This is a genomic window from Gordonia sp. p3-SID1431, from assembly GCF_025143765.1.
Classification (GTDB): Bacteria; Actinomycetota; Actinomycetes; order Mycobacteriales; family Mycobacteriaceae; genus Gordonia; species Gordonia hongkongensis.
Genome location: NZ_JAMBDT010000058.1, coordinates 1 through 25302, shown reverse-complemented (window position 1 = coordinate 25302; position 25302 = coordinate 1). Strand labels below are relative to the sequence as shown.

Sequence of the window (25302 nt, the reverse complement as noted above, 5' to 3'; positions counted from 1 at the left end):
CGATCGCGGTCGTGCCGGTGCACATCGAATACGATGCCGCTCATGACCTCGGCCATCGTGGTGGGGGCAGGCCCCAACGGGCTCGCCGCCGCCATCACCCTCGCGCAGCGGGGCATCGAGGTGACGGTGCTGGAGGCGGCCGAGACGATCGGTGGTGGCGCCCGCTCGTCCGAGCGAATCCTGCCCGGCCTGCTGCACGACGACGGCGCGGCCGTCCACCCGATCGGGCTGGCATCGCCGTTCTTCCAGAGCCTCGGACTCGCCGACCATGGGCTCGAATGGGGCTGGCCGGAGATCGACCTCGCACACCCGCTGCCAGACGGCCGGGCCGGCGCCATGATGAACTCGCTGGACGAGACCAGTCGGCTTCTCGGGGTCGACGGACCACGATGGCGGAGCCTGTTCGGTCCGTTGGCGGAGAACTTCGACGACCTGGCGCAGGAAGTGCTGGGCCCGCTCCTGCACGTGCCGCGTCATCTCGGCCCGCTTGCCCGGTTCGGGCCCGCCGCTCTCCTGCCCGCAACCGTCCTGGGACGGGTGTGGCACATGGACGAGGCGGCGGCCTTGTTCGCCGGGAACGCCGCCCATGGGTGGTACCCGCTCACCCGGCCGACCACTTCTGCGTTCGCGCTGATGTTCGCCGCCATCTCCCATCGGTACGGCTGGCCGATCATCAAGGGCGGCACGGCCCGAATGCCGGCGGCCCTCGCCGCGGTGCTGACAACACTGGGCGGCCGCATCGAAACCGGCCATCGGGTCAGCTCCCTCTCCGACCTCCCACCGGCGAATGTGGTCCTGCTCGACCTGGAGCCCGGCGCGGTCGCCGACCTTGCGGGGGACGCACTCCCGAGGCGAGTCCGTAAGGCGTATCGACGGTTTCGGCGGGCGCCCGCCGCGGTCAAACTCGACCTCGCCGTCGACGGCGGAATCCCGTGGCGGGACGAGTTCTCCGGTCGGGCGGGCACCGTGCACGTGTGCGGCTCCGCCGCCGAGGTCGTCGCGTCCGAGGCCGAGATCCATCGTGGCCGGATGCCGGAGCGGCCCTTCGTCCTCGTCGCCCAGCAATATCTGGCCGATCCGGCGCGGTCGGTCGGTGACGTCCATCCGGTGTACGTCTATGCACATGTGCCGCATGGCTACAGCGGCGACGCCACGAACGCCGTGCTCGCGCAGCTGGAACGATTCGCGCCGGGGACGCGCGATCGGATCGTCGGGTCCGTCGTGCGCACGCCCGCAGATCTCGCCGCGAGCAATGCCAACCTCGTCGGCGGCGACATCATCGGTGGGGCAAACGATCCCCTCCAGGTCGTGATGCGCCCCCGGATCGCGGCCGACCCGTATGGCACCGGAATCCCGGGTGTCTACATCTGCTCGGCGTCCACGCCACCGGGCGCCGGAGTGCACGGAATGTGTGGCCACAACGCGGCTCTGAGTGCACTGCGCCGGCTCGGCCCGTAGATCAGAGTCGCGATTGCCCGCGAGAACCCCCGGCGCTGCCGCTAGGGTCGGGGGATGACCGGGTGGTTCGATGAGCGGATCGTCGAGACCGGTCGTCTGCCGTTGTTCTTCCTGTTGCTCGCCTTCGTCCTGACCTTCCTGTTCATCCGCTTCAGTGTGCGGATGATCCGCGCTGAGGTCAGTTGGTGGCCGGGCAACGTGACGCCGGGCGGGGTGCATGTGCACCACGCCTTCTTCGGCATGATGGCGATGTTGGTGGCGGGCTTCGGATTCGTCGCGGTCGACCCGCTCCGGACACCGGTGATCGACTGTGTCCTGGCGGCCCTGTTCGGCATCGGAGCGGCGCTCGTGCTCGACGAGTTCGCGCTCATCCTCCACCTGCGCGACGTCTACTGGGCGGAGGAGGGGCGGACGTCGATCGACGCGGTGTTCGTTGCGATCGCCATCGGTCTGCTCTTCCTCCTCGGGTTGCAGCCGTTCGGGGCGTTCGAGGTCGTCGGGGACATCCGGAACGAGAACGGCCTGGTGGCACGGCTGGTCGCGGCGGGTGTCGTCGTGCTCAACGTGCTCCTGGCGATCGTCACCCTGATCAAGGGCAAGGTCTGGACCGGACTGGTGGGCATGTTCGTCCCGGTCCTGCTGTGGTTCGGTGCCGCGCGACTCGCGCGGCCGCGATCACCATGGGCCCGGTGGCGATACAAGAACCGCCCCCGCAAACTGGCTCGCGCGATCGGGCGTGAGCAGCGATATCGAGAACCGTTGATGCGATGGAAGATCGTCGTGCAGGAGGCGGTGGCGGGGCGTTTCGGGGTGCCCGACGCGCCGGCTCCCGTTCCGGTTCCCCCGCCGGCGTCCGTCCCGGCGGCGGTCGGCGTGGTGACCGAGAAGGTACCGAGCGCGCTGGCGACCGCTATCCGATGGCGGCGCACGCGCCGGGCCCTGCGCACGGTCCCGATCTGGCGGTTGCCGGTCGTGCTGGTGACGTTCGCGATCGTCGCCGCGTGGACCACCGTCGGATTCGACGAGCTGCTCGAACTGGAGGTCGACCCGGGAACCCTGGCGACGCTGCTCAGTGTCATCGCCGGTTCGATGGCGACCCTGACCGGTCTCGTGTTCACCGCCGTCACGCTCGCGATGCAGTTCGGGGCGTCGTCGATCTCGGTGCGGGTGATCCCGATGCTGCAGCAAGAACCCGTCATGCGATGGTCCACCGGCTTCTTCCTCGCGACCTTCGTCTACAGCGTGATCATCGCGATCGACCTGTCGGTCGGGGGTCCGGACGAGCCGACCCCCGGCCTGTCCACGGCGATCGCGTTCATGCTCACCACCGTCAGCGCGTACCTGTTCATCGCGCTCGTCGGGAAGGTCGGCACGATCCTGAACACCGCGCGCCTACTGCAGTGGATCGCCGACGACGGCCGGTCCGCGATCGTGCGGCAGCTGCCGCCGGCGGACAGGCACGACGAGAGCACCGCCGCAACCGAGTTCGGTACCCGCTCCGATTCCGACGCGAGCGACGCCGAGCTATTGGGGACCGGCCCGGGCGCGGCGACGGACCCGAATGCGACGGATGAGATGCGAACGCAGATCAGGCTGGGCGAGGTGACCGCGCGGGGGCGGGTCCTGCTGGCGGTCAACGGTGATCGTCTGCGGCGGTACGCGGCGTCGTGGAACGTGCGGATCAACGTGCTGGTCGCCGTCGGAGACCATGTGCCGCACGATCTCCCGGTGGTCGAGATCGTCGGCGACCCGACGCGGGTGGAGACCCGGCGGGTGCTGGCCTGTCTGTTGTTCGGGGACACCCATCAACCCTCGGTGAGCCCGGCCGCGGCGCTGCAGGCGATCTCGGACATCGCGCTCAAGGCGATGTCCGCGGGCAGCAACGACCCCAGCGTCGTGGTGCAGGCGCTGGATCACACCGAGGACCTGCTGCTGCTGTTGGCTCCCCGGCTGTGCGGTGAGCGCGCCACGCCGGACGGCTCGGTCCGCGGCATCCGGCGCAGCTGGGCGGACTACGTCGCGATCGGGACCGACGAGATCCGCAGGCACAGCACCGGCCAGGTACAGGTGCAACGCCGCCTGCGCGCGCTGTTCGAGTCCCTTCTCGCCGGGTGCGGGCCCGCGCAGCGCGCGCCCGTGGCCGAGCGACTGGCCGTACTCGACGCGCAGGTCGCCCGCGACTGGACCGACGACCTCGACCGGCGACTGGCCGCGGCTGCGGACCGGCAGGGATACGGGTCCGAGTTCGGCCGGTGAGGTGAGCAGATAGATCACGCGAATCGGACACAACCGATACCCTGAGTCCGTGCTCGCGTCCCAGTCCGCCGACCGTCGTGCGGTGGTCGACGAGATGCACGACTTCGTCGCCGCTGCCCAACGCGATTCGGGTTCCGCCCGCCGTGGGGTCGGCGTGATCACCGCCGGCCCGGGCGCCGGAAAGACCCATACGCTCCGGGAACTGGCCTCTGCCGCCGACGGATCCGTTCGCACGGTGCGGGCGGACGAACTGTCGTGGCGCCAACCGTTCGGACTCGCCGGGCAGCTGCTCGGAGTGGATCTGCCGACGCCGGTTCCCGACGGCTTCGACGATGACCTCTATGCGCGCGTGGACACGCTGTGTGCCGACGGGCCGCTCGTGCTCGTCGTCGACGATGCCCACCACGCCGATGCCGCGACCCTGGAACTGTTGTCCCGCCTCGTCTCTGCCACGCGGGTCCTACCGCTGGTGATGCTCGTCGGCCGGCGTCCGCTCCCACAACGGGATCTGCTGAACCGGTTGGTGGCGCGAGCGGAGGTCGTCGACTGGTCCCTGCCCCCGCTGGGCGCCGACGAGGTCCGCCGTATCTCGACTGAGACCGTCGGTGCCGCACCGGACGCCGAACTCTTCGGGCTGCTCGGTGCATCGGGTGGGAACCCGATGCACGTGATCTCGGTGCTGCGCGCGCTGCAGCAGTCGGGCGGTCTGCGGATCGTCGACGGCCACGCGGCGGTCGACGCACGAACCGCGACCGGGGTACCGAGTGGACTCGAGGACGCGATCGCCGAACACGTCGCCCTCCTCGACGGTCGTGCGCGCGAACTGACGCAGAAGCTCGCGGTGTGGGGCCGCCCGGCGACACTCGCGCAACTGGCCGCGGTCGACGCGGTTCCGCCCGCCTCTCTGGTCGGGCCGGCCCAGTCGGCGATCGACGCCGGGATCGTCGGCGTCGACGACGGAGGAGCGTTGCGCTTCACGCACGACCTCTACGCCGACGTCACCTATGGACAACTCGATCCGATGCTGCGCTCGGTATTGCACGATGCGATCGCCAGCCATCCCAGTACCCGGCACGATCCGCAGTCCGTGGCACATCACCGAATCGCCTCGGGCAGTGACGAAACCGCGATGTTCGCAGCGGTACGCCGTGCCGAGAGCGAACTCGCCAGCACACCGGCGGTCGCGGCGGAACTCCTGGAGACGTTGGCCGGCACCGCACGTCCGTCGGCGGGGGTCAACACCGCACTCGCGCTCGCCCTCGCCCGAACCGGGCAGCTCGACCGGGCTTCACGCGTCGCCGAGGACGGCATGGCACTGGCGACCGAGATCGCCGAGTTCGCCGAGCTGCATCGGATCCTGTTGTTCGCCCTGATCGCCAAGGGGGACACCGACCGGGTGCGGGACCTGATCGACGAGACCCTGCAGCTCCCGGTCGGCGACGACGTCGCCGGCACGCTCACCGACCTGCGGCACTACGTGGGCATTCTCGACGGACGAAGACCCGCGCCGGACACCCCGTTCTTCGACGTCGAGCGGGACGCGTCCACCCGATCGGTGTCCGGCCTGATCGCCGAGGCGCTACGCCGGTTCCTGCGCGGCGAGGTGGAGGAGGCGCTCGGGATCGCGCTGCTCGCCTCGCGTCGGGACGCGGCGGAATCCGCCGGCGGCACACTGTCGACGTCGTCGGCCGACATCTGGCCGTCGCTGATCGAACAGTACGCGCACGGCCCGGCGGCGGCGGCCGACCTGCTCGCGGGTGCCGCCCGGTTGCGATCGAGCCGGGGCGCCGACTGGATGACCGCCTACCACGAGTTCACCCGCGGCGGAATAGCTCTCGGGCTCGGCGACCTCGACGACTCGGCGGCATCTTTCGATGCCGGACTGGATCGCGCGGACTCCGCGGACATGGGCTGGAAGTCGATGGCGGTCGGCGGGCGGGCCATGGTCGACGTGCTGCGCGGCGACCTGGCGGCCGCGTCGACTCGCCTCGACGCGTGGGACGACACGGGGTTACCGGACCAGTTCGGTTTCCCGGTGCCCACCCGCGCCCGCGCCCTGCTGCTCGAGGCGAACCGGAAACTACGTGCGGCCGCGACGACAGCCGGCCGCGCATGGGACCACGGCCGCCGGTTCGGTCTGTACTCCTGGCTGCCCACCGTCGTTCTCGAGACCGCGCGGATCGGCGCGCGTGCGGGCGACACCGCGCTGCTCGGCAGCATTCTGGACGGGCTCGACGAGTTCCCGGTACCGCCCGCGCGGCCCATGTCCGGGCCCGTCGCGGTGGCCCGCGCGATGTGTTCGGTGGTGCTCCACGACGCGGACCCGTTGACGATCGTGCACGCCGCCGACGAGTACGCCGAGATCGTGCAGGCGGTCGGGGACCGGCAGTCCGAGGCGTGCATGTGGGAGGAAGCCGCGTGCGCGGTCGCCCTTTCGGGAGACCGGGACCGCGCCCGCGAGCTCGCCCGGCGAGCGATGCGACTGACGCGTGCCATGGGAGCAAGCACCAGCTCCGCACGCGTGGCCTCGCGGTTGCGTCCGTTGGGGATTCGGCTCGACCCCGCGGCACGCGACCGGCCGACCCATGGTTGGGACAGTCTCACCAAGACCGAGACGACCGTCGCCGAACTGGTCGCGGCCGGCATGAGCGGCGGCGAGATCGCCGACCGACTGTTCATCTCGACCCGCACGGTGCAGACCCACGTCTCCCACGCCCTCGCCAAACTCGGCCTGCGCACCCGCGTCGAACTCGCCGCGTTCGTCGTGGGTCGGCAGCAGAACTGAGCATCGTCGCACGGTTGGCGCAGATTTCTCCGTCAGAACGCAGATGTACGCGTCATCGGCCCGGCGGACAGTGGGTGTACCCCCAACGAGGACCCACCTCGGCCGTACCGAAGGAGACCACCCGTGAACGCCAAATCGATGATCTTGGGACTCGCCCCCTGGTTCGTGTTCGCCTGGGCGGCCGAACGCCTGGGTGCCGACCACGTCACGCTCGCCGCGATCGCCGCCTGCGCGCTGGCCCTGGCCGTCACCATCTACGAGGCCGTCCGCACCGGCGGCGGTTGGAAGATCATCGACGTCGCCGGGGTCGTCCTGTTCGGCGTCATCGCGCTCATCGGCATCGTCGGTGACACCCAGGTCGACGAAGCGCTCGTGTTCTTCGGTCGCGGTGGTTCGGCGTTCGTCCTCGCCGCGGTCATGGCCGTGTCCGCGTTCACGGTCCCGTTCACCGAGCAGTACGCCCGCGAGACCGTCGATCCCGCCCTGTGGCACTCACCGGTGTTCCGCGCGAAGAACCGCCAGATCAGCCTCTTGTGGGCCGGGGCGATCGCACTCATGGGCTGCTCGCACATCGTCGCCGGATTGCTGGCGTCGTCGGCGTCGGTGTCCGGCAGCCACCCGGGCAACATCCTGCTCAACTGGGTCGTGCCGATCGCGCTGATCGTGTTCGCGGTCAAGCGGACCCGGGCCATCGCCGACGCGGCCCCCAGCGCGCCCGCCGCCTCCACCGCCCCGACCGCCGGCTGACCCCCGCGGCACAGCCCTCCTACCGACCCGCCCTAAGGACATCCGATGACCATCACCACGCCCCCCACCCCCGCCCCCGTCGACCTCGCGCATCACGCCCACCTCACCGGTGTGTACGCCCCGCAGCGGGAGGAGGTCGATGTCACCGACCTGCCCGTCCGCGGCGAGATCCCCGCGGATCTGCGCGGCAGCTACCTGCGCAACGGCCCCAATCCGCGTTTCGATCCCATCGGATCGTTCGTCTATCCCCTCGACGGTGACGGCATGGTGCACCGGATCAGCATCGACGGCGGTCGCGTCGGGTACACCAACCGCTTCGTCCGGACCCCGATGGTCATCGCGGAAGAGGCTGCCGGACATGCACTCTGGTCCGGGCTCACCGACGGGTACACACCACCCGCGAGCGTTGTCGGGGACGAACTCGCCGGCACCTACCGCGAACTGCCCGACATCAACATCGTCCGCCACGGCGGACGGTTGATGGCGATGGCCGAATCCGACCAGCCCTACCTGCTCGAGCCGTCGACGCTGGCCACACTGGCCAAGACCGACTGCTCCGGGGCGATGCGGGTGGGTAGTACCGCCCACCCGAAGATCGACCCGTCCACCGGAGAGATGGTCTTGTTCAACTACGGACTCGAGTCGCCATACCTGACGTGGTCGGTGGTGTCCGCGGACGGGACGACGACCACCGGGCCCACGCCGGTCGACGGTCTGGACAAGTCGGTCATGATCCACGACATGGCCCTCACGTCGCGGTACCTCGTACTCTTCGTGTGCCCGTTGATCTTCGACCTCGAAGCCGCGATGACCGGTGGCTCGCTGCTGTCTTGGCAACCCGACGACGGCACGCGCATCGCCCTCATCCCGCGCGACGGCGGTCCGGTGCGCTGGGTCCAGACCGACCCGTTCTGGGTGTGGCACTTCGCCAACGCCTTCGACGGCCCGAGCGCCGAGGACGGTGTCACCGTCGACTACGTGGAGTGGAGCTACCCGGGTGGCTTCGCCTCCGAACCCCGGCCGGCGACGTCGGCGCTCACCCGCGCGATCATCCGCCCGGATGGCACCATCACCCGGAACACGATCAGTGACAACGCCTTCAACATGGAGTTCCCGCGAGTCGACGACCGGTTGCTCACCCGGGACCACCATCGCGTGGCAACAGTGGCGAAGGGGCCCCGCGACACCGATGCCACCGACAGTCTCTGGTTCCACGATCTCTCCGCCGGCACCGAGACCTTCTGGAGTCCCGGAACCGCGATCGGCGAGCCGATCTACATCCCGGGCATCGAACGCGATCACTGGGGCGCGATCGGCACCGACCCCGCCGACATGCGTTCGTACTTCTACCTTCTCGCCGCCGACGAGCCGACGGCCGGACCGGTCGCCACCGTCGAACTCCCGATCCGCGTCCCCGCCGGGCTGCACGGGGCATGGCTAGCTGACTGACCCCCCTGACAAACCCACCCTATTTCCGTAAACCCATCCCGTCGGAGCGTGCTGGGTTTGTGGAAAAGGGGTGGGTTTGCGGTTGTGGCGCTATTGAGCAACCGGCGCGGTCACCTCGATGAACCGCGCAGCGATGTCGATGGCCGACCGCGCCTCGGCCGACAGGCGGGGGATCAGCTGGAAGACGTGACCCTGGCCGGGCCAGGCCTGGATCACCGAAACCCCTCCGGCGCCGGTGATCTCGTCGTGGGTGGCCCGGGCGTCGGCCCCCATCACCTCGCGCGCCCCGTATTGGATGAGCGTCTTGGGCAGGGTCATGTCCGGGGTGAGACGGACGCGCATCCGTGGATGATCGGGGTCGGCGGTCCGGGTGTAGAGCCGCAGGATCTTGCGGGCGGACATCGCGTCGATGATCGGGTCCCGCACCCCGGTGCGCTGATTGCGCACGGCCAGTTGGAAAGTCGGGTCGTAGAGCGGCGAGAACAGCACCATCGAACCCGGTTGTGGGGTCCCGGTGGCGTGGTTGACGGCGAGCAGGTCGAGCGCCAGGTGGCCGCCGGCGGAGTCACCCGCGACCACGATGTCCTCGGCGCGGTACCCCTGGGACAGCAGCCAGCGATAGCCGCGGACGGCGTCGTTGCCTGCGCACGGCCAGGCGTGCTCGGGGGCGAGCCGGTAGTCCAGGCTGAAGGCGGGCAGCCCGGTCTTGTTGCCGAGCCGGCCGACCAGGCCCCGGTGCGTTCGCGGCGAACACACCACGTACCCGCTCCCGTGCATGTAATACAGAATTCGCGAACCGGGGACCGGAGCGCTCGCGTGCCGGCCGATCACCCATTCGCCACGGACCTGCCCACCCCGGAAGTTCTCACGCACGATCTCCACCCGGGTGTTGGCCGGAGGCGGGTTGATCCGCTCGATGGTCCGGTTCAATGCCGGGCGCGTCCGCTGGATCATCTGCGCGGTGACGCGGGGGTGGCTGACCCCGGCCGCGGTCATCATCGGCCAGGTGACCCGGGCCAGATAGGCGTTGACCGCACGGGAACGCCTCGAACCGTACGGATCGACGCCCAGGCGGCCGAACGGATGCGCGAGGAGATCCGCTTCCGGGGTGGGCTCATCGGCCGATACGGTGACGCTCATCACCTGACGGTAGTGGCTCGATGCCGCGCGGGTGCGGGATCGGTCAGGGCGAGATCCGGCCGCAATCGGGCCGCGACCGTCGACGCTCCCGAAACGCCCGCGCGGGCCGTCTCCGGGGCGGACCCCGAATCGCCGGATTTCCGTCTGACGTGCACCGGCGGTGTCTCTGTGGTAACCGGATTTCGAGAGTGGGCCCTTCGCGTGGAAAAATGACTCACAATGCTCATACGGCTGCCCGGGGGCGCTCTGGCGTGCTGCGCGCGGTAGCTGCGATGAGCAGGGTGGTTCGGGTCCCGACGAAGCGGCCCGAAGGGACCGTCAGCAACGGCGCTGACCGGGACTCACCGCCGCTGTGATCGTCGGCTCTGCCCAGGTCAGCCCCGATGCGGGTGGAGCACGACGACGCCGGGGACATCGTGGTCCGCGGCCCGACACGGCCGGGTGTGGCCCCAGACATCGACGACGGGTAGTGCGTGCACTCCTCGCGCGCAAAGTGAGGCGAACTATGAAGCAGGCTCCGGGACCGGTGGGTCTCTACGACCCACGCAACGAGCACGACTCGTGTGGCGTGGCATTTGTCGTGGACATGCACGGGCGGCGCAGTCGCGACATCGTCGACAAGGCGATCATGGCGCTGGTCAATCTCGAGCACCGCGGCGCCGCGGGTGCCGAGCCCAACACCGGCGACGGTGCGGGCATCATGATCCAGGTCCCGGACCGTTTCCTGCGGGAGACCGTGGACTTCGAGCTGCCCGCGGAGGGCAGCTACGCGACCGGTATCGCCTTCCTGCCCCAGGGCTCGGAAGACGCCCGCCTCGCCTGCGAGGGCGTGGAGAAGGTCATCGAGGCAGAGGGCCTGACCCTGCTCGGCTGGCGCGAGGTGCCCACCAACGAGAACTCGCTCGGAGCTCTCGCCCGCGACGCCATGCCGACCTTCCGTCAGGTGTTCGTCGGCGGCGCGGAGGGCATGGAACTCGAGCGCCGCGCCTACGTCGTGCGCAAGCGGGTTCAGTACGAACTCGGCAACAAGGGCGCCGGCGCCGACGGGCCCGGACGCGAGACCGTCTACTTCCCCAGCCTGTCCGGCCGCACCTTCGTCTACAAGGGCATGCTGACGACCCCGCAGCTGCGGGAGTTCTACGTCGACCTGCAGGACTCGCGTGTCGAGAGCGCGCTCGGTCTGGTGCATTCGCGCTTCTCCACCAACACCTTCCCGTCGTGGCCGCTGGCGCATCCGTTCCGCCGCGTCGCCCACAACGGCGAGATCAACACCGTCACCGGCAACGAGAACTGGATGCGAGCCCGCGAGGCGCTCATCGACACCGCGGCCTTCGGGGCCGACGCGGCGCCGAAGATCTTCCCGATCTGCACCCCGGGTGCGTCGGACACCGCCCGGTTCGACGAGGTGCTCGAGCTGCTCCACCTCGGTGGACGTTCCCTCCCGCACGCCGTGCTCATGATGATCCCGGAGGCCTGGGAGCGTCACGAGTCGATGAAGCCCGAGCACCGGGACTTCTACCGCTACCACTCCGCGCTGATGGAGCCCTGGGACGGACCGGCGTCGGTGTGCTTCACCGACGGCACCGTCGTGGGTGCCGTGCTCGACCGGAACGGCCTGCGGCCCAGTCGGATCTGGGTCACCAAGGACGGGCTAGTCGTGATGGCCTCCGAGGTCGGCGTGCTCGACATCGATCACTCCGACGTCGTGCAGAAGATGCGTCTTCAGCCCGGCCGCATGTTCCTGGTGGACACCGCTGCCGGCCGCATCGTCGACGACGAGGAGATCAAGGACGAGCTCGCCGCCGAGCACCCCTACGGTGAGTGGCTCGAGCAGGGACTGGTCGCGGTCGACGACATCGAGGCGCCGCCGCATCAGCACATGCCGCACGACCGGGTCGCGTTGCGCCAGCAGGTGTTCGGTTACACGCGTGAGGAACTCGACCTGCTGGTCGCGCCGATGGCGAAGACCGGTGCCGAGGCACTCGGCTCGATGGGTACCGACACCCCGATCGCGGTGCTCTCCAAGCGCCCGCGCATGCTGTTCGACTACTTCCAGCAGCTGTTCGCCCAGGTGACCAACCCGCCGCTCGATGCGATCCGCGAAGAGATCGTCACCAGCGTCGGCGGCACCATCGGCACCGAGGCCGACCTGTTGAACCCCGGCCCCGAGTCGTGCCGTCAGATCGAGCTGCCGTCGCCGGTCCTCGACAACGACACGCTCGCGAAACTGGTGGAGATCAACTCCAACGACGCACTGCCCGGTTTCCGCAGCGTCCACATCCACGGCCTCTACCCGGTGGCCGAGGGTGGCGCCGGTCTGCGCAAGGCCCTCGACGAGGTGCGTGCGAAGGTCAGCGCCGCGATCGACGACGGCGTGAACCTGGTGATCCTGTCCGACCGCGAGTCGGACGAGACCTACGCACCCATCCCGTCGCTGCTGCTGACGGCTGCGGTGCACCACCACCTGGTGCGGGAACGCAAGCGCACCCAGGCCGGTCTCATCGTCGAGTCCGGTGACTGCCGCGAGGTCCACCACGTGGCCGCACTCGTCGGTTTCGGTGCGGCAGCGGTGAATCCGTACATGGCCTTCGAGTCGATCGAGGACATGACCGAGCGCGGCGTGCTCGGCAACCTCGACTTCGCCACCGCGCAGAAGAACTACATCAAGGCCGCCGGCAAGGGCGTGCTGAAGGTGATGAGCAAGATGGGCATCTCGACCCTCGCCTCGTACACCGGTGCACAGCTCTTCCAGGTCATCGGTATCTCGCAGGAGACCGTCGACGAGTTCTTCACCGGGCTCAACAGCCAGCTCGACGGCATCGGTCTCGACGAGATCGCCGCCGACGTCGCGACCCGCCACGCGCTGGCGTTCTCCGATCGCCCGTCCGAGCGCGCCCACCGCGAGCTCGAGGTCGGCGGCGAGTACCAGTGGCGCCGCGAAGGCGAGTACCACCTGTTCAACCCGGACACCGTCTTCAAGCTCCAGCACTCCACGCGCACCGGCCAGTACAAGGTGTTCAAGGAGTACACGAAGCTGGTGGACGACCAGTCCCGACAGATGGCGTCGCTGCGCGGCCTGTTCGACTTCAATTTCGGTGACCGCGACCCCATTCCGATCGAGAAGGTCGAACCGGCCCGCGAGATCGTGAAGCGGTTCTCGACCGGCGCGATGAGCTTCGGTTCGATCTCCGCGGAGGCGCACGAGACCCTCGCGATCGCCATGAACCGGCTCGGTGGTCGCTCGAATTCCGGTGAGGGCGGCGAGGATCCGCGGCGCTTCCATCACGACGAGAACGGTGACTGGCGTCGCAGTGCGATCAAGCAGGTCGCGTCGGGCCGCTTCGGCGTCACCTCGCACTACCTGTCGAACTGCACCGACATCCAGATCAAGATGGCGCAGGGTGCGAAGCCGGGTGAGGGCGGGCAGCTGCCGCCGCACAAGGTGTACCCGTGGGTCGCCGAGGTCCGTGGTTCGACGCCGGGCGTCGGCCTCATCTCGCCGCCCCCGCACCACGACATCTACTCGATCGAGGATCTCGCGCAGCTGATCCACGACCTGAAGAACGCCAACCCGCAGGCCCGCATCCACGTGAAGCTGGTGTCCGAGGTGGGCGTCGGCACCGTCGCGGCCGGTGTCTCGAAGGCGCACGCCGACGTCGTCCTCATCTCAGGGCACGACGGCGGTACCGGCGCAACGCCGTTGACCTCGGTCAAGCACGCCGGTGCGCCGTGGGAAATCGGCCTGGCCGAGACCCAGCAGACCCTGCTGCTCAACGGACTCCGCGACCGGATCGTCGTGCAGGTCGACGGCCAGCTCAAGACCGGTCGCGACGTCGTGGTCGCCGCCCTGCTGGGTGGCGAGGAGTTCGGTTTCGCCACCGCGCCGCTGGTGGTCGCGGGTTGCATCATGATGCGGGTGTGTCACCTCGACACGTGCCCGGTGGGTGTCGCCACCCAGAACCCGCTGCTGCGTGAGCGTTTCGCGGGCAAGCCGGAGTTCGTCGAGAACTTCTTCCTGTACATCGCCGAAGAGGTCCGGGAACTGCTGGCGCGCCTGGGCTTCCGCACCCTGCAGGAGGCCGTCGGTCACGTCGAGGCGCTCGACACGACCAAGGCGCTCGCGCACTGGAAGTCGGAGAAGGCGGGCAAGCTCGACCTGTCGTCGATCCTGGCGATGCCCGAGTCGCCGTTCATGAACCAGGACCTGTACTGCTCCGGCGTGCAGGACCACGGCCTGGACAAGGCGCTCGACCAGCAGCTCATCGCGCAGAGCCGCGAGGCCATCGACCACGGCACGCGGGTGTCCTTCACCTCGAAGATCACCAACGTGAACCGCACCGTCGGCACCATGCTGGGCCATGAGGTCACCAAGGCCTATGGCGCACAGGGTCTTCCCGACGGGACGATCATCGTCGACTTCGCCGGATCGGCCGGCAACAGCTTCGGTGCCTTCGTTCCCAAGGGCATCACGCTGCGCCTCGAGGGCGACGCCAACGACTTCGTCGGCAAGGGTCTCTCGGGCGGTCGCCTCGTGGTCCGTCCGGCACGCAACGCGCCGGACGACTTCGTCGCCGAGCACAACATCATCGCCGGCAACGTGATCGGCTTCGGTGCCACCGCGGGCAAGATCTTCCTGCGCGGCATCGTGGGTGAGCGCTTCTGCGTTCGCAACTCGGGCGTCACCGCGGTGGTCGAGGGTGTGGGCGACCACGGCTGTGAGTACATGACGGGTGGACGCGTCGTCGTCCTCGGCGACACCGGCCGCAACTTCGCGGCGGGCATGTCCGGCGGTATGGCGTTCGTCTTCGACCCCGAGGGCAAGCTGGCCGACAACCTCAACACCGAGCTCGTCGACCTCGAGCCGCTCGAGGACGAGGACATCGAGTTCCTCGCCACGATCATCGAAGAGCACCGCGCCGAGACCGAATCCCCGGTCGCGGCAGCGCTGCTCGGCGATTGGGACACCGCCCAGACCAAGTTCGCCAAGGTCATGCCGCGCGACTACAAGCGTGTGTTGCTGGCCATCTCCGAGGCGGAGAAGACCGGGCGAGACGTGAACGAAGCGATCATGGAGGCCGCACGTGGCTGACCCCAGAGGATTTCTCAAGCACCCCGAGCGGGAGCTGCCCGACCGCCGCCCGGTGGAACTGCGTCTGCTGGACTGGAAAGAGGTCTACACCGACTTCGACAAGGGCCATCTGAAGACGCAGGCGAGCCGCTGCATGGACTGCGGTATCCCGTTCTGCCACAACGGCTGCCCGCTGGGGAACCTGATCCCCGAGTGGAACGACCTGGTCTACAAGGACCAGTGGCGCGACGGCATCGAACGTCTGCACGCGACGAACAACTTCCCGGAGTTCACCGGCCGCCTGTGCCCGGCTCCGTGCGAGGCGTCGTGCGTGCTGGGGATCAACCAGCCGCCGGTCACCATCAAGCAGGTCGAGGTCGAGATCATCGACAACGCCTTCGACAACGGCTGGGTGACCCCGGTCATGCCGTCGGAGAAGACCGGCAAGTCGGTGGCCGTCGTCGGCTCCGGGCCCGCGGGACTCGCTGCGGCGCAGCAGCTCACGCGTGCCGGACACGACGTGACGTTGTTCGAACGGGCCGACCGCATCGGTGGCCTGCTCCGTTACGGCATCCCCGAGTTCAAGATGGAGAAGCGCCACATCGACCGTCGTCTCGCGCAGATGGAGGCCGAGGGCACCGTCTTCCGCACCGGCGTCAACGTGGGTGTCGACGTCACCGTCGAGCAGCTGCGCGCCGACTTCGACGCGGTGATCCTCGCCAACGGTTCGACCATCGGTCGCGATCTGCCGATCCCCGGGCGTGAGCTCGACGGCATCCACCAGGCCATGGAGTTCCTGCCGCAGGCCAATCGGGTGCAGCTCGGCGACGAAGTCGAGGGCCAGATCTCGGCCAAGGGCAAGAAGGTCATCATCATCGGCGGTGGCGACACCGGCGCCGACTGCCTGGGCACCTCGCTGCGCCAGGGCGCGGAGATCGTCCACCAGTTCGAGATCATGCCGAAGCCGCCGATCGAGCGCGCCGAGTCGACCCCGTGGCCGACCTACCCGCTCATGTACCGCGTGTCGTCCGCCCACGAAGAGGGTGGCGAGCGCGTCTTCTCGGTCAACACCGAGCAGTTCGTCGGCGAGGACGGCAAGGTCACCGGCCTGAAGGCCCACGAGGTCGTCATGCGTGACGGGCGCTTCGAGAAGGTGGAGGGTTCGGACTTCGAGCTCGAGGCGGACCTGGTGCTGCTGGCCATGGGCTTCGTCGGACCCGAGCGCGAGGATCTCCTCGACAAGATGGGCGTCGAGTACGACCCCCGCGGAAACGTCAAGCGTGACGGCAACTTCGCGGCTGTCGGTCAGCCGGGTGTCTTCGTCGCGGGCGACGCCGGGCGTGGACAGTCGCTCATCGTGTGGGCCATCGCCGAGGGGCGCTCGGCCGCCGCGGCCGCCGACGCGTTCCTCACCGGGGCGTCGGACCTGCCCGCACCGATCGTGCCCACGCAGGTCGCGCAGCGCTGATCGCGCGTCGCACTCAGCAGTACTCGACTCCCGCTCACCCGCTCAGGGTGGGCGGGAGTTCTGCGTAGGCAGATCCGTCGTTCCACGGGAGTTCCGCAGGCGGCAACACGCCCGCCGGACGCCCGACCTAGACTCGGCGGTGAAGCTGCCTCCTCGGCTGGTACGAAGGGAACGGACCTTGCGTCGGATCATCGCGACCGTATGCGCCCTGCTGTGTGCAATCCTGGCCGGCGGTGTGCTCGCCGTCCCGACGGCGACCGCCGCGCCCCGGGGCTGCCCGGAGATCTACGTGCTCGCGGTCCCCGGGACATGGTCCAACGGCGCCAGCCCGGGCGTGCTGGGGGAGATCACCGCCGGGCTCGGACCGGAAACCCGCGTGCAGTACGTCGGATACGACGCGACGGCGTTCCCGTGGGAGAAGGCGATCTACGGCAAGTCCAAGGCACAGGCGGTTGCCAACACCACGGGGCTCGCCCTTCAGATGCTCCGACGATGCCCCGGTACCCGGATCGCGCTCGTCGGCTACAGCCAGGGCGCCGACGCCGCCGGCGACCTCGCATCCGAGATCGGCACCGGTCGCGCCGCGATCCGTCCGGGTCAGGTCGCGGGGGTCGTGCTGATCGCGGACCCGCGGCGGTCGAAGCGGGACAATCTCGTCGGCCCCGCCCTGACGGGTGAGGGCAGTGGCGGACCACGCCTCGACGGCATGGGGTGGGTCCTGCCCAGGGCCTTCACGATCTGCGAACCCACCGACGTCTACTGCAACGTGCCCCGCGACTACTACGTGACGCGGATCGTCGGCTACCTCGCTGAGACCAGCGACCCGACGCCGAGCCAGATCGTGCAGTATCAGGCCGAGGCGGGCGCGATCTTCTCCGAACTGCTCACCCTCGGCGGCCCCGGCGAGATCGTGCAGGAGCTCGGTGACGCGCGCGCTCGCGAGCAGATCAGGTCGTTCAACCAATTCCTCCAGTCCGGGTCGCACGGCACCTACCGGGACTTCGAGGTCCGTCCCGGCGTCACTGCGGTGCAGTGGGCCAACCGGTTCCTCGCCGGCCTCGCGTGACGACGCCGGTCGGCTGACCTGCACGAGAACCGGATGAATCGGACGTCCGACTAGAGTGGCGGCCGAAGTGGTCACCGATCCCGGGGACCAGCCGCCCGCCCTCGGACAGACGGAACATCTCCTTGCCAACGCAGCTCGCCGCCGTACTCGCCCAGACTGACCCGTCGCAAGGTCACAGCGGTTTCATCGGCTGGATTCTCGACCTCATGGACACGCTCGGCGAGCTGGGCGTCGGGGTGGCGATCCTTCTCGAGACCTTCCTGCCGCCGATCCCATCCGAAGCCGTTCTCCCCGGCGCCGGGTTCCTCGCCTACGAGGGCCGCATGAACGTCTGGCTCGCCTGGGCCGCGGCGACCATCGGGTCGCTCGTCGGGGCCTGGCTCTGGTACTGGATCGGTGCGGCTCTGGGCCGCGATCGCACCCGGCGACTCGTCGGCCGGATGCCGCTGCTTGACTACGACGACTTCGACAAGGCGGAGGAGTACTTCGTCCGCTGGGGCGGAATGGCGGTTCTCCTCGGTCGGTGCGTGCCCCTCGTCCGGTCGTTCGTCTCCATCCCGGCGGGCATCGAGAAGATGCCGTTCTGGCGCTTCACCGCGTACACGACGCTGGGGTCGGGGGTGTGGAACGCGCTGTGGATCGGGATCGGCTTCGGCTTCGGTCCGGCGATCGCCCCCGCACTCGAACGGTGGAGTGGCGTGCTGAGCAACATCGTGATCGCCGTGCTGGTTCTCATGGTCGCCTGGTTCGTCGTGAAGCGGGTCCGCCGACGCCGCGCCAGTGCCGCGGGATAGCGGGCCGGGAGAGTGGGACGACCCGTGGAATACCTCGTGCGGAAGCGCGGTTGTACCCCGCGACGGTGACGGACTCAATGCCCCGGGTCCCACCCTTTGCCGCTTCGAGCGGTTTGTTTGCCGAGAGGCGCACTGACCCGCCATCGTCGTCCATCACACCGAAGCCGCCGGCCCGAATCCCGGGTCGGCGGCTTCGGTCGTTCGACGGCGACCCGCGGGGGCGAGTGAACGCCTGGCCGCGCCCGGGTCATTCATGCAGGTGAGGGGCGCGTCGCTACGCGCGAGGTAACAGTTCTCGTGCGACGATCGATCTAGCCGTCGTGTGCGGCACTCGCCGTTTCGGGAACCGGAGCTGCGGGATTCACACGTGTCGGCAGTCGCGGGGGCGTGGCGAAAGCCACTGGAAAGTCCGGCGACACGACCGGGAATCGCCGCTACAGTAAAACAAAGTTCCAGTCCGTTGTAACGAATGTGAAGTATCAGGAAGTGATTGGTCATGAAGTTGGCTGACACATTTCACTCGCCCCGCCGGGGCTCTCTGTTGAACTCGCTGACCGGCGGGCGACTCGGAGGCCGCCGCGGTTCCACGACGATGTTCCCCGCCGAAGCGGAACGACTCATCACACCCGCCGAGCTCAGACGGTTCGGCGTTCGGTCCTAGCGCCCTTCGAGGCTCGTCGCTATCGCTCCTCGCACCTCAGGGAGCAATGGGGGACGCTTCTTCGGATCAGGGGGGAGGTGGCACGTCGCCTTCGGCGACGACTCGCACGCTCATCCCGCCGACCGACACCACATCGCCGATCGTCAGCTGACGGCCGCGCCTGGTCTCCACCTCGTCGTTGACCGTGACCAGACCGTCGGCGATCACCTCCTTGGCCTCGGCCCCTGACTCGATCAGGTTGGCGAGTTTGAGGAATTGGCCGAGTCGGATGGAGTCGTCCCGGATCGTCACGTCGTACACGGCTTCGATCATGCCGGTCCACCGCCCGCCGGGCCACCTCGGCCGTCGGGGACGCAAGACGATCTGTGCCGGACGGGGCCAATCCGCGTGGAGTGCCGGGACATACCTCTCATCCCGACTACCTTTTACGCATGGCCACCGACACCCCCCTCGCGCCGGTCGACCCCGAGAATCCCGGCGAGCACCGCGACGCGGGACCGCGGACGCCCACCGCGGCCGACCGCAGGTCCCTCGCGCTGCTCGACAAGATCCGACGGCCCTCCGGGTTCGGGTCCCGCGCCCCGCACATCGCCGGCACGATCGTCGGTGTACTGGCGGCAATCGCGTTGCTGTCCAGTCTCTTCCCCGCGATTCGGCATCTGATCCACGACCCGCGCCGCTACGTCGACGACTACATCATCACCCTCCCCGACACCAGCTTCGCCTGGGCGTTCGTGCTCGCCCTCATCGCCATCGCGCTCTCGGCCCGCAAGCGGATCGCCTGGTGGATCAGCGTCGTCTACCTGATCCTGTTCATGGCGACCAACGCGCTCTATCTCGTGCCGTCGCTGGCCGACGACCTGGGCGTGACGCGGTGGGACCGCACGAACATCTACCTCGGACTGTTCATCGACGCGCTCGCGCTGATGTTCCTGCTGTCGACGTACCGTCAGTTCTACACACGGGTCCGCAAAGGCGCCGTCCTGGCGGCGTTCGGCACCCTGATCGCCGGACTGGCGATCGCGACGCTGCTGGGCTGGGCCTTGGTGTGGGCGTTCCCGCACACGCTGACCCGGGGCGACCGATTGCCGTACGCGTTCAATCGGGTCGTGGCGTTCGGCGCCATCGACCAGGATGCCTCGTTCGACGGTCGGCACACCCACCTGTTCGTGAACGGTCTGCTGGGACTGTTCGGCGCGCTGGCGCTGATCGCCGCGGCCGTCGTGCTGTTCCGGTCGCAACGGCTGCGCTGGCTCATCACCGCCGACGACGAAGCCCTCATCCGCGCGCTGATCACGCGATTCAACGACGACGACTCGCTGGCCTACTTCTCGACCCGTCGCGACAAGGCCGTCGTGTTCTCACCCGACGGCCGGGCAGCGATCACCTACCGGGTGGAGGTAGGCGTCGGACTCGCGGGCGGTGACCCGATCGGCGATCCGGAGTCGTGGCCGGATGCCATCGCCGAATTCCTCACCCTGTGCGAGAAATACGGGTGGCATCCGGCATCCATGGGGTCGAGCCCGCGTGGCGCGGCCGCCTTCGACGCCGCCGGTTTCGTCTCACTCAACATCGGCGACGAGGCCATCCTGCACACGCGCGAGTTCAGCCTCAGCGGGTCGGCCATGAAGGCGGTGCGCCAGGCCGTGACCCGCACCCGTCGTGCCGGGGTCGGTGTCCGCATCCGACGGCACAACGAGATCGGCGACACCGAGATGGCGCAGATTGTCGCGCGCGCCGACGACTGGCGCGACACCGACGAGGAACGCGGCTTCGCGATGGCGCTCTCGCGCATCGGCGATCCCGCCGACGGCGACTGCCTGCTGGTCGAGGCCGTGATGGGCGAGGGCACCCCCGACGAGCGGGTCGTCGGCATGCTGTCCTTCGTGCCGTGGGGGCGTCGTGGTGTCTCGCTCGACCTGATGCGTCGTGACCGGCACGGGCCCAACGGCGTCGTGGAGACCATGGTCGCCGAATTGTGCCGCAACTCCGAGCAATTGGGCATCACCGAGGTCTCGCTGAACTTCGCCGCGTTCCGGGCGTTCTTCGAGCAGGGTCCCCAGATCGGGGCCGGGCCCGTGATGCGGATGGGCTACTCGATCCTCATGTTCGGCTCGCGGTTCTTCCAGATGGAGTCGCTGTACAAGTCGAATGCGAAGTATCTGCCGGACTGGCAGTCGCGCTACCTGTGCTTCGAGGACAGCAGGATACTGCCCCGGGTGGGGCTCGCCGCGATCGTGACCGAGGGTTTCATCACGTTGCCGCGCTTCGGACGGGCCAAGCACTACACGCAGGGGCCGCCGTCGATCCCGCCCGGCGTCAGCGCGCCCGCGCTCATCGCCGAGCTCGACGCCGAGGCAGCCACACCCGAGGGCGCGATCGTCCACCGGCCGGAACAGGTGCGCGTCCGGCTCGAGAAGATGGACCGGCTCGTCGAGCGCGGCTTCGATCCGTACCCGCCGGCCGATCAACCCACGCATACGATCGCGGCGGCCAAGGCCGAACCCGAGGGAACCGTCGTCACCGTCGCCGGACGTGTGACGCGACTTCGGGACTTCGGCAAGGTGGTGTTCGCCGACGTCCACGACTGGTCCGGCGAGGTGCAGGTGCTGGTCGAGGATTCCCGGATCATCCCGGGCACACCCGATTTCGGTACCGACGTCGACCTCGGGGATCTGATCCAGGCCCGCGGCGTCGTCGGCACGAGTCGTAAGGGCGAGCTGTCGATCCTGATCGATGCCTGGCGGATCAACGGCAAATGCCTGCGCCCGCTGCCCGACAAGTGGGCCGGTCTCACCGATCCGGAAGCGCGTGTCCGACAGCGCTATGTCGACCTCGCCATCAACGAGCAGACGCGCAAGTCGCTGGCGACCCGCAGTCTCGTGGTGAAGTCGTTGCGTGACTTCCTCGGCGCTCGTGGCTTTCTCGAGGTCGAGACACCGATCCTGCAGCAGATCCACGGCGGCGCGAACGCCACCCCGTTCCAGACGCACATCAACGCCTACAACCTCGACCTGTATCTGCGGATCGCCCCGGAGCTCTACCTCAAGCGACTGTGTGTCGGAGGTGTCGAGAAGGTCTTCGAGATCGGCCGCAACTTCCGCAACGAGGGTGTCGACTTCAGCCACAACCCCGAGTTCACGAGTCTGGAAGCCTATGAGGCGCACAGTGATTACCTCAAGATGCTCGACCTGACGCGCGAGATGATCCAGTACGCGGCGACGGCGGCCTACGGGGAACCGGTCATCGTGCGCACCGATGCCGACGGAAACGAAGAGCGCGTCGACATCTCCGGGGAGTGGCCGGTCAAGACCGTTCATCAGGTGGTCTCGGAGGGCGCGGAGCAGGAGATCACGCCGGAGACCTCCGTCGAGGAGTTGCGCGCGGTGTGTGACCGCCTGGAGATCAATCACCGGCCCGACTGGGACGCCGGGCAGATCGTCCTGGAACTGTACGAGCACCTCGGCGAGGATCGCACCGCCTTCCCGACCTTCTACACCGACTTCCCGACGTCGACGTCGCCCCTCACGCGCGCACACCGGAGCAAGCCGGGCGTCGCCGAGCGGTGGGACCTCGTCGCCTGGGGCGTCGAACTCGGTACGGCTTACACCGAACTCACCGATCCGGTGGAGCAGCGGGCACGCCTCACCGAACAGTCGATCCTGGCCGCCGACGGTGATCCCGAGGCCATGGAACTCGACGAGGACTTCCTGCAAGCACTGGAATACGCGATGCCGCCGACCGGAGGTCTGGGTGTCGGTGTCGACCGGGTGGTCATGCTCATCACCGGACAGTCGATCCGCGAGTCGCTCGCGTTCCCGCTGGCGAAACCGCAGGACGCCTGACGTCGTCTCGCATGGCTTGGTGATGAGCGTTCCTAAGCGTGATGTACACCATTCGTAATCTGTGCGACGCTGAAGACGCTGTGCAGCGCAACTTGTCTCATGATTAGCTGACCTGGAGGCTCAGAGCGATGAAAAGTGCGCGGAGAGTTGTGGTTTCGATCGCCGCGTCGGCCGTGATGCTGACGGGGTCGGGTGTGGGACTCTACGGCGGTGTGGCCGGGGCGGCACCCATTGGCGAGGGTCACGGCCTGAGTACCCCTGCGGGAGCGGGTTTCAGCTCGTTCCCGACGATTTATCAGAACTGGTTCTGGCCCAACATCGGTGTCCGTATGGAGTTCAATACGCTCTTCAATGCGGCGCAGACGCGTGACATCGCGCGTACCGGGATCGTGCCGGCTTTCGCCGGAACGGATCTGCCGTACAGCGGGATCGGCAGGTGGCTCGATGGAGGGGAACTCCAGAAACTCGTATCGAACGGTGGGTGTTTCGCGGTCGGCATCCGGCGGACCGAGGTGCTGTCTCCGGTGACGAAAAAGAAGGTCGCGTGGGCCGTCCAGACCTACCGCACTCCCGGGAACACGCCCCGGGATGTCGCGGCCGTCTGCGAAACCGGCGGGGACAACGGAGGCGGCGGGGACAACCGAGGCGGGGATTCGAATCAGGGCCTCTGATTCTGATCCGGCCGCCGCTCGCCGAAACCCGCCTGACCCGGGGTGGCAGTTGAGGTGTCGCACGGGACAGGTCGATGCGTGTGACTTATCCACGTTTGAGCCCCTCCAGTTCGCCTCAGCCGCAGAGTGCTCCGACGGCGTCGTGGTCGTGGGTGGGGATCACGCGCACGGTGTGGCGGGCCAGGTGGAGCCGGTGCAGCGTCGCGAACGCCGCGTCGCGGTCGTCGTCGACGAATTCGCCGGGGATGCTCGGTTTCTGGCGCAGGCGCTCCACCTGCTCGAAGTGCCAGGCCGCGCCGCCGGCGAGCAGAACCGGGCCGGAGGACGTGCGGACCAGGACGCCGACGCTCCCGGGGGTGTGCCCGCCGAGGTCGACGACGACCACGGAACCGTCGCCGAACAGGTCGCGGCTCGCGGCGAACGTCGACACGGGCGGGCCGTCGAGTTCGTAGTCGAGGATCGGGCGGCCGTCGGTCAGTGCCGCCCGCACCCCGCCGACCGGTGGTCGCGAGCCGGCCATTATCCATTCGCGTTCTGCCCGTGGAAGCCACACCGGCAGGCCGGGCAGGTCCAGCAGGCCGCACACGTGATCCCAGTGAGCGTGCGTCGGCAGGGCGAAGTCGGGGGAGCGGTGCAGCGGCCGCAGCCCGAGACCGTCGGCGGTGCTGACCGTCGACCGCGGCGGGGTGATCAGCGGGCGCAAGATCGTCGGCAATTCGGGCAGGACGCGGTGATGGGCGTCGCGGCAGAAGCCGGGATCGACCAAGAACGTGGCCTCGGGGTGCTCGACCACGAAGGTCGTCATCGCCGACGACGCGCGACGCAGGGTACGAGCTCCCTCGACGAGGCCGGCGAGCGGCACCCGTCGTGCGACCTGGGGCAGCGCGCGCACCCGGACCGTCACCTCGCTGTCGGGGAGCCTGGCGTCCTCAATCGCGTCGATGAGTCGCAGGTCTGGTGGGCGTGGTCGGATTGCACCGCGCACGGCGAGTGCGCCTGTGCGCAGCATCTCGGCCGGCACCGGGCCCGGCTGGCGAAAGGTGGCCACCGCGTATTCCTACCCCGACGGCCAGGTGTGCGGGCCTGTTCCGGGGAGGCCGATGCCGCATGCCCCGCCTCGGAACGCCTGACACCGTCGTTCGGCCGAGCGTTCCACACGAGAAGGCATACCGTAGGGAATGGCCTCGGCATCTGCTTCGGTAGTCATCGCACACTCGGCAGACGTCGTGTGGCAGTACATCACCGATCCCGATAACACTTCCCATGTTCTGCCCGGGACGTTGAGCACCCACGCAGACAAGCGACCACCCTATGAGGTCGGCGACCGATGGTACGGACGAGCGAAATTCTTCGGGATGACCTACGAGTGGATCGGCGTGTTCACACGCGTAGAGGTCGACCGGCTGATGGAATTTCGATCAGTCGAGTCACGCTTTCCCTTCATCACCACCGACACTCTCGACGCGGTTCCCGGAGGTACGCGCTACACCTGCCGTGCTGTGGGCGAGCCGATGGTCCGCGGTCGTGCCGGCCGATTGCTCGACATCGGGATGTCCAAGGTGTACCAGCATGTGCTGCGGCGACACCTGTCGAAACTGCCGGGCCACATCGATGCGTGGGCATCGCACGATCGCTGACTTTGGAAGTCGGACGTCATGTGTAGTTCACCGCAGGGAGGTTTGGGTACCACCTGAGCGTCGTTGAATGATCCTGCCTCTTCGAAGGGCCTGCTGTCCTCCAACGGGCTACAACAGAACACAATGTGTAACGACGCGCTAGGGTCCAACGACCTACTCATCGACCCCCGACGTCTGACGAGAGGTACCGGAATGGTTGTCGAAGAGCTCGTACACCAGGACCGTCGGGCGGACCGTCGCTGACATGCACCCGACCC

At 68.4% G+C, this 25302-nt stretch carries 15 protein-coding genes; 12 read left to right on the top strand and 3 right to left on the bottom strand.

Going from position 1 to position 25302, the window contains the following annotated elements; all coding sequences use genetic code 11:
- Window positions 1-42 precede the first annotated feature (42 nt).
- The 5 genes from M4D77_RS15015 (at window position 43) to M4D77_RS14990 (ending at window position 8695) form a co-directional block, all read left to right on the top strand.
- Window positions 43-1458 (top strand): NAD(P)/FAD-dependent oxidoreductase, encoded by a 1416-nt coding sequence (locus M4D77_RS15015; protein WP_259936569.1) that lies wholly within the window; start codon window positions 43-45, stop codon window positions 1456-1458.
- Between the two features lie 54 nt (window positions 1459-1512).
- Window positions 1513-3714 (top strand): DUF2254 family protein, encoded by a 2202-nt coding sequence (locus M4D77_RS15010; protein ID WP_068969986.1) that lies wholly within the window; start codon window positions 1513-1515, stop codon window positions 3712-3714.
- A 49-nt stretch (window positions 3715-3763) separates the two neighbouring features.
- The gene (locus M4D77_RS23805) at window positions 3764-6499 is read left to right on the top strand and encodes a LuxR C-terminal-related transcriptional regulator (protein WP_311199324.1); all 2736 of its coding nucleotides are present in this window, start codon (window positions 3764-3766) and stop codon (window positions 6497-6499) included.
- A gap of 123 nt (window positions 6500-6622) precedes the next feature.
- Window positions 6623-7246 (top strand): hypothetical protein, encoded by a 624-nt coding sequence (locus M4D77_RS14995; RefSeq protein ID WP_065631305.1) that lies wholly within the window; start codon window positions 6623-6625, stop codon window positions 7244-7246.
- Between the two features lie 45 nt (window positions 7247-7291).
- Window positions 7292-8695 carry a carotenoid oxygenase family protein gene (locus M4D77_RS14990; protein ID WP_259936568.1) on the top strand — a complete coding sequence of 468 codons (1404 nt, stop codon included), beginning with the start codon at window positions 7292-7294 and terminating at the stop codon, window positions 8693-8695.
- Window positions 8696-8785: 90 nt separating this feature from the next.
- Here M4D77_RS14990 and M4D77_RS14985 read toward each other — a convergent pair whose 3' ends face one another.
- Entirely contained in the window at window positions 8786-9835 is a 1050-nt protein-coding gene (locus tag M4D77_RS14985; RefSeq protein ID WP_259936567.1) for an alpha/beta hydrolase, read from the bottom strand.
- 505 nt (window positions 9836-10340) lie between these two features.
- Here M4D77_RS14985 and gltB point away from each other — a divergent pair.
- The 4 genes from gltB to M4D77_RS14965 all read left to right on the top strand — a co-directional run bounded on the left by gltB (window position 10341) and on the right by M4D77_RS14965 (window position 18231).
- Window positions 10341-14924, top strand: coding sequence for a glutamate synthase large subunit (gene gltB / locus M4D77_RS14980; RefSeq protein WP_259936566.1), 4584 nt, complete (start codon window positions 10341-10343; stop codon window positions 14922-14924).
- Complete coding sequence (locus tag M4D77_RS14975; RefSeq protein ID WP_205333930.1) at window positions 14917-16371, top strand: glutamate synthase subunit beta; 1455 nt, start codon at window positions 14917-14919, stop codon at window positions 16369-16371. The genes gltB and M4D77_RS14975 overlap by 8 nt, the downstream gene beginning before the upstream one ends.
- A 178-nt stretch (window positions 16372-16549) precedes the next feature.
- Window positions 16550-17437, top strand: coding sequence for a cutinase family protein (locus M4D77_RS14970; protein ID WP_259936565.1), 888 nt, complete (start codon window positions 16550-16552; stop codon window positions 17435-17437).
- Between the two features lie 122 nt (window positions 17438-17559).
- Entirely contained in the window at window positions 17560-18231 is a 672-nt protein-coding gene (locus M4D77_RS14965; RefSeq protein WP_058253696.1) for a DedA family protein, read from the top strand.
- Between the two features lie 727 nt (window positions 18232-18958).
- Here M4D77_RS14965 and M4D77_RS14960 read toward each other — a convergent pair.
- The gene (locus M4D77_RS14960) at window positions 18959-19204 is read right to left on the bottom strand and encodes an RNA-binding S4 domain-containing protein (RefSeq protein ID WP_259936564.1); all 246 of its coding nucleotides are present in this window, start codon (window positions 19202-19204) and stop codon (window positions 18959-18961) included.
- Window positions 19205-19323: 119 nt separating this feature from the next.
- Here M4D77_RS14960 and lysX point away from each other — a divergent pair, with 119 nt between their 5' ends.
- Together lysX and M4D77_RS14950 are read left to right on the top strand one after the other, a co-directional pair.
- A complete protein-coding gene (lysX, locus tag M4D77_RS14955) occupies window positions 19324-22737 on the top strand; it encodes a bifunctional lysylphosphatidylglycerol synthetase/lysine--tRNA ligase LysX (protein ID WP_259936563.1) in 3414 nt (1137 codons plus the stop codon).
- 149 nt (window positions 22738-22886) lie between these two features.
- Window positions 22887-23408 carry a hypothetical protein gene (locus M4D77_RS14950; RefSeq protein WP_259936562.1) on the top strand — a complete coding sequence of 174 codons (522 nt, stop codon included), beginning with the start codon at window positions 22887-22889 and terminating at the stop codon, window positions 23406-23408.
- A 115-nt stretch (window positions 23409-23523) separates the two neighbouring features.
- Here M4D77_RS14950 and M4D77_RS14945 read toward each other — a convergent pair whose 3' ends face one another.
- Window positions 23524-24456 carry an MBL fold metallo-hydrolase gene (locus tag M4D77_RS14945; protein ID WP_259936561.1) on the bottom strand — a complete coding sequence of 311 codons (933 nt, stop codon included), beginning with the start codon at window positions 24454-24456 and terminating at the stop codon, window positions 23524-23526.
- A gap of 130 nt (window positions 24457-24586) precedes the next feature.
- Here M4D77_RS14945 and M4D77_RS14940 point away from each other — a divergent pair, with 130 nt between their 5' ends.
- Complete coding sequence (locus M4D77_RS14940; RefSeq protein ID WP_259936560.1) at window positions 24587-25045, top strand: SRPBCC family protein; 459 nt, start codon at window positions 24587-24589, stop codon at window positions 25043-25045.
- Window positions 25046-25302 lie beyond the last annotated feature (257 nt).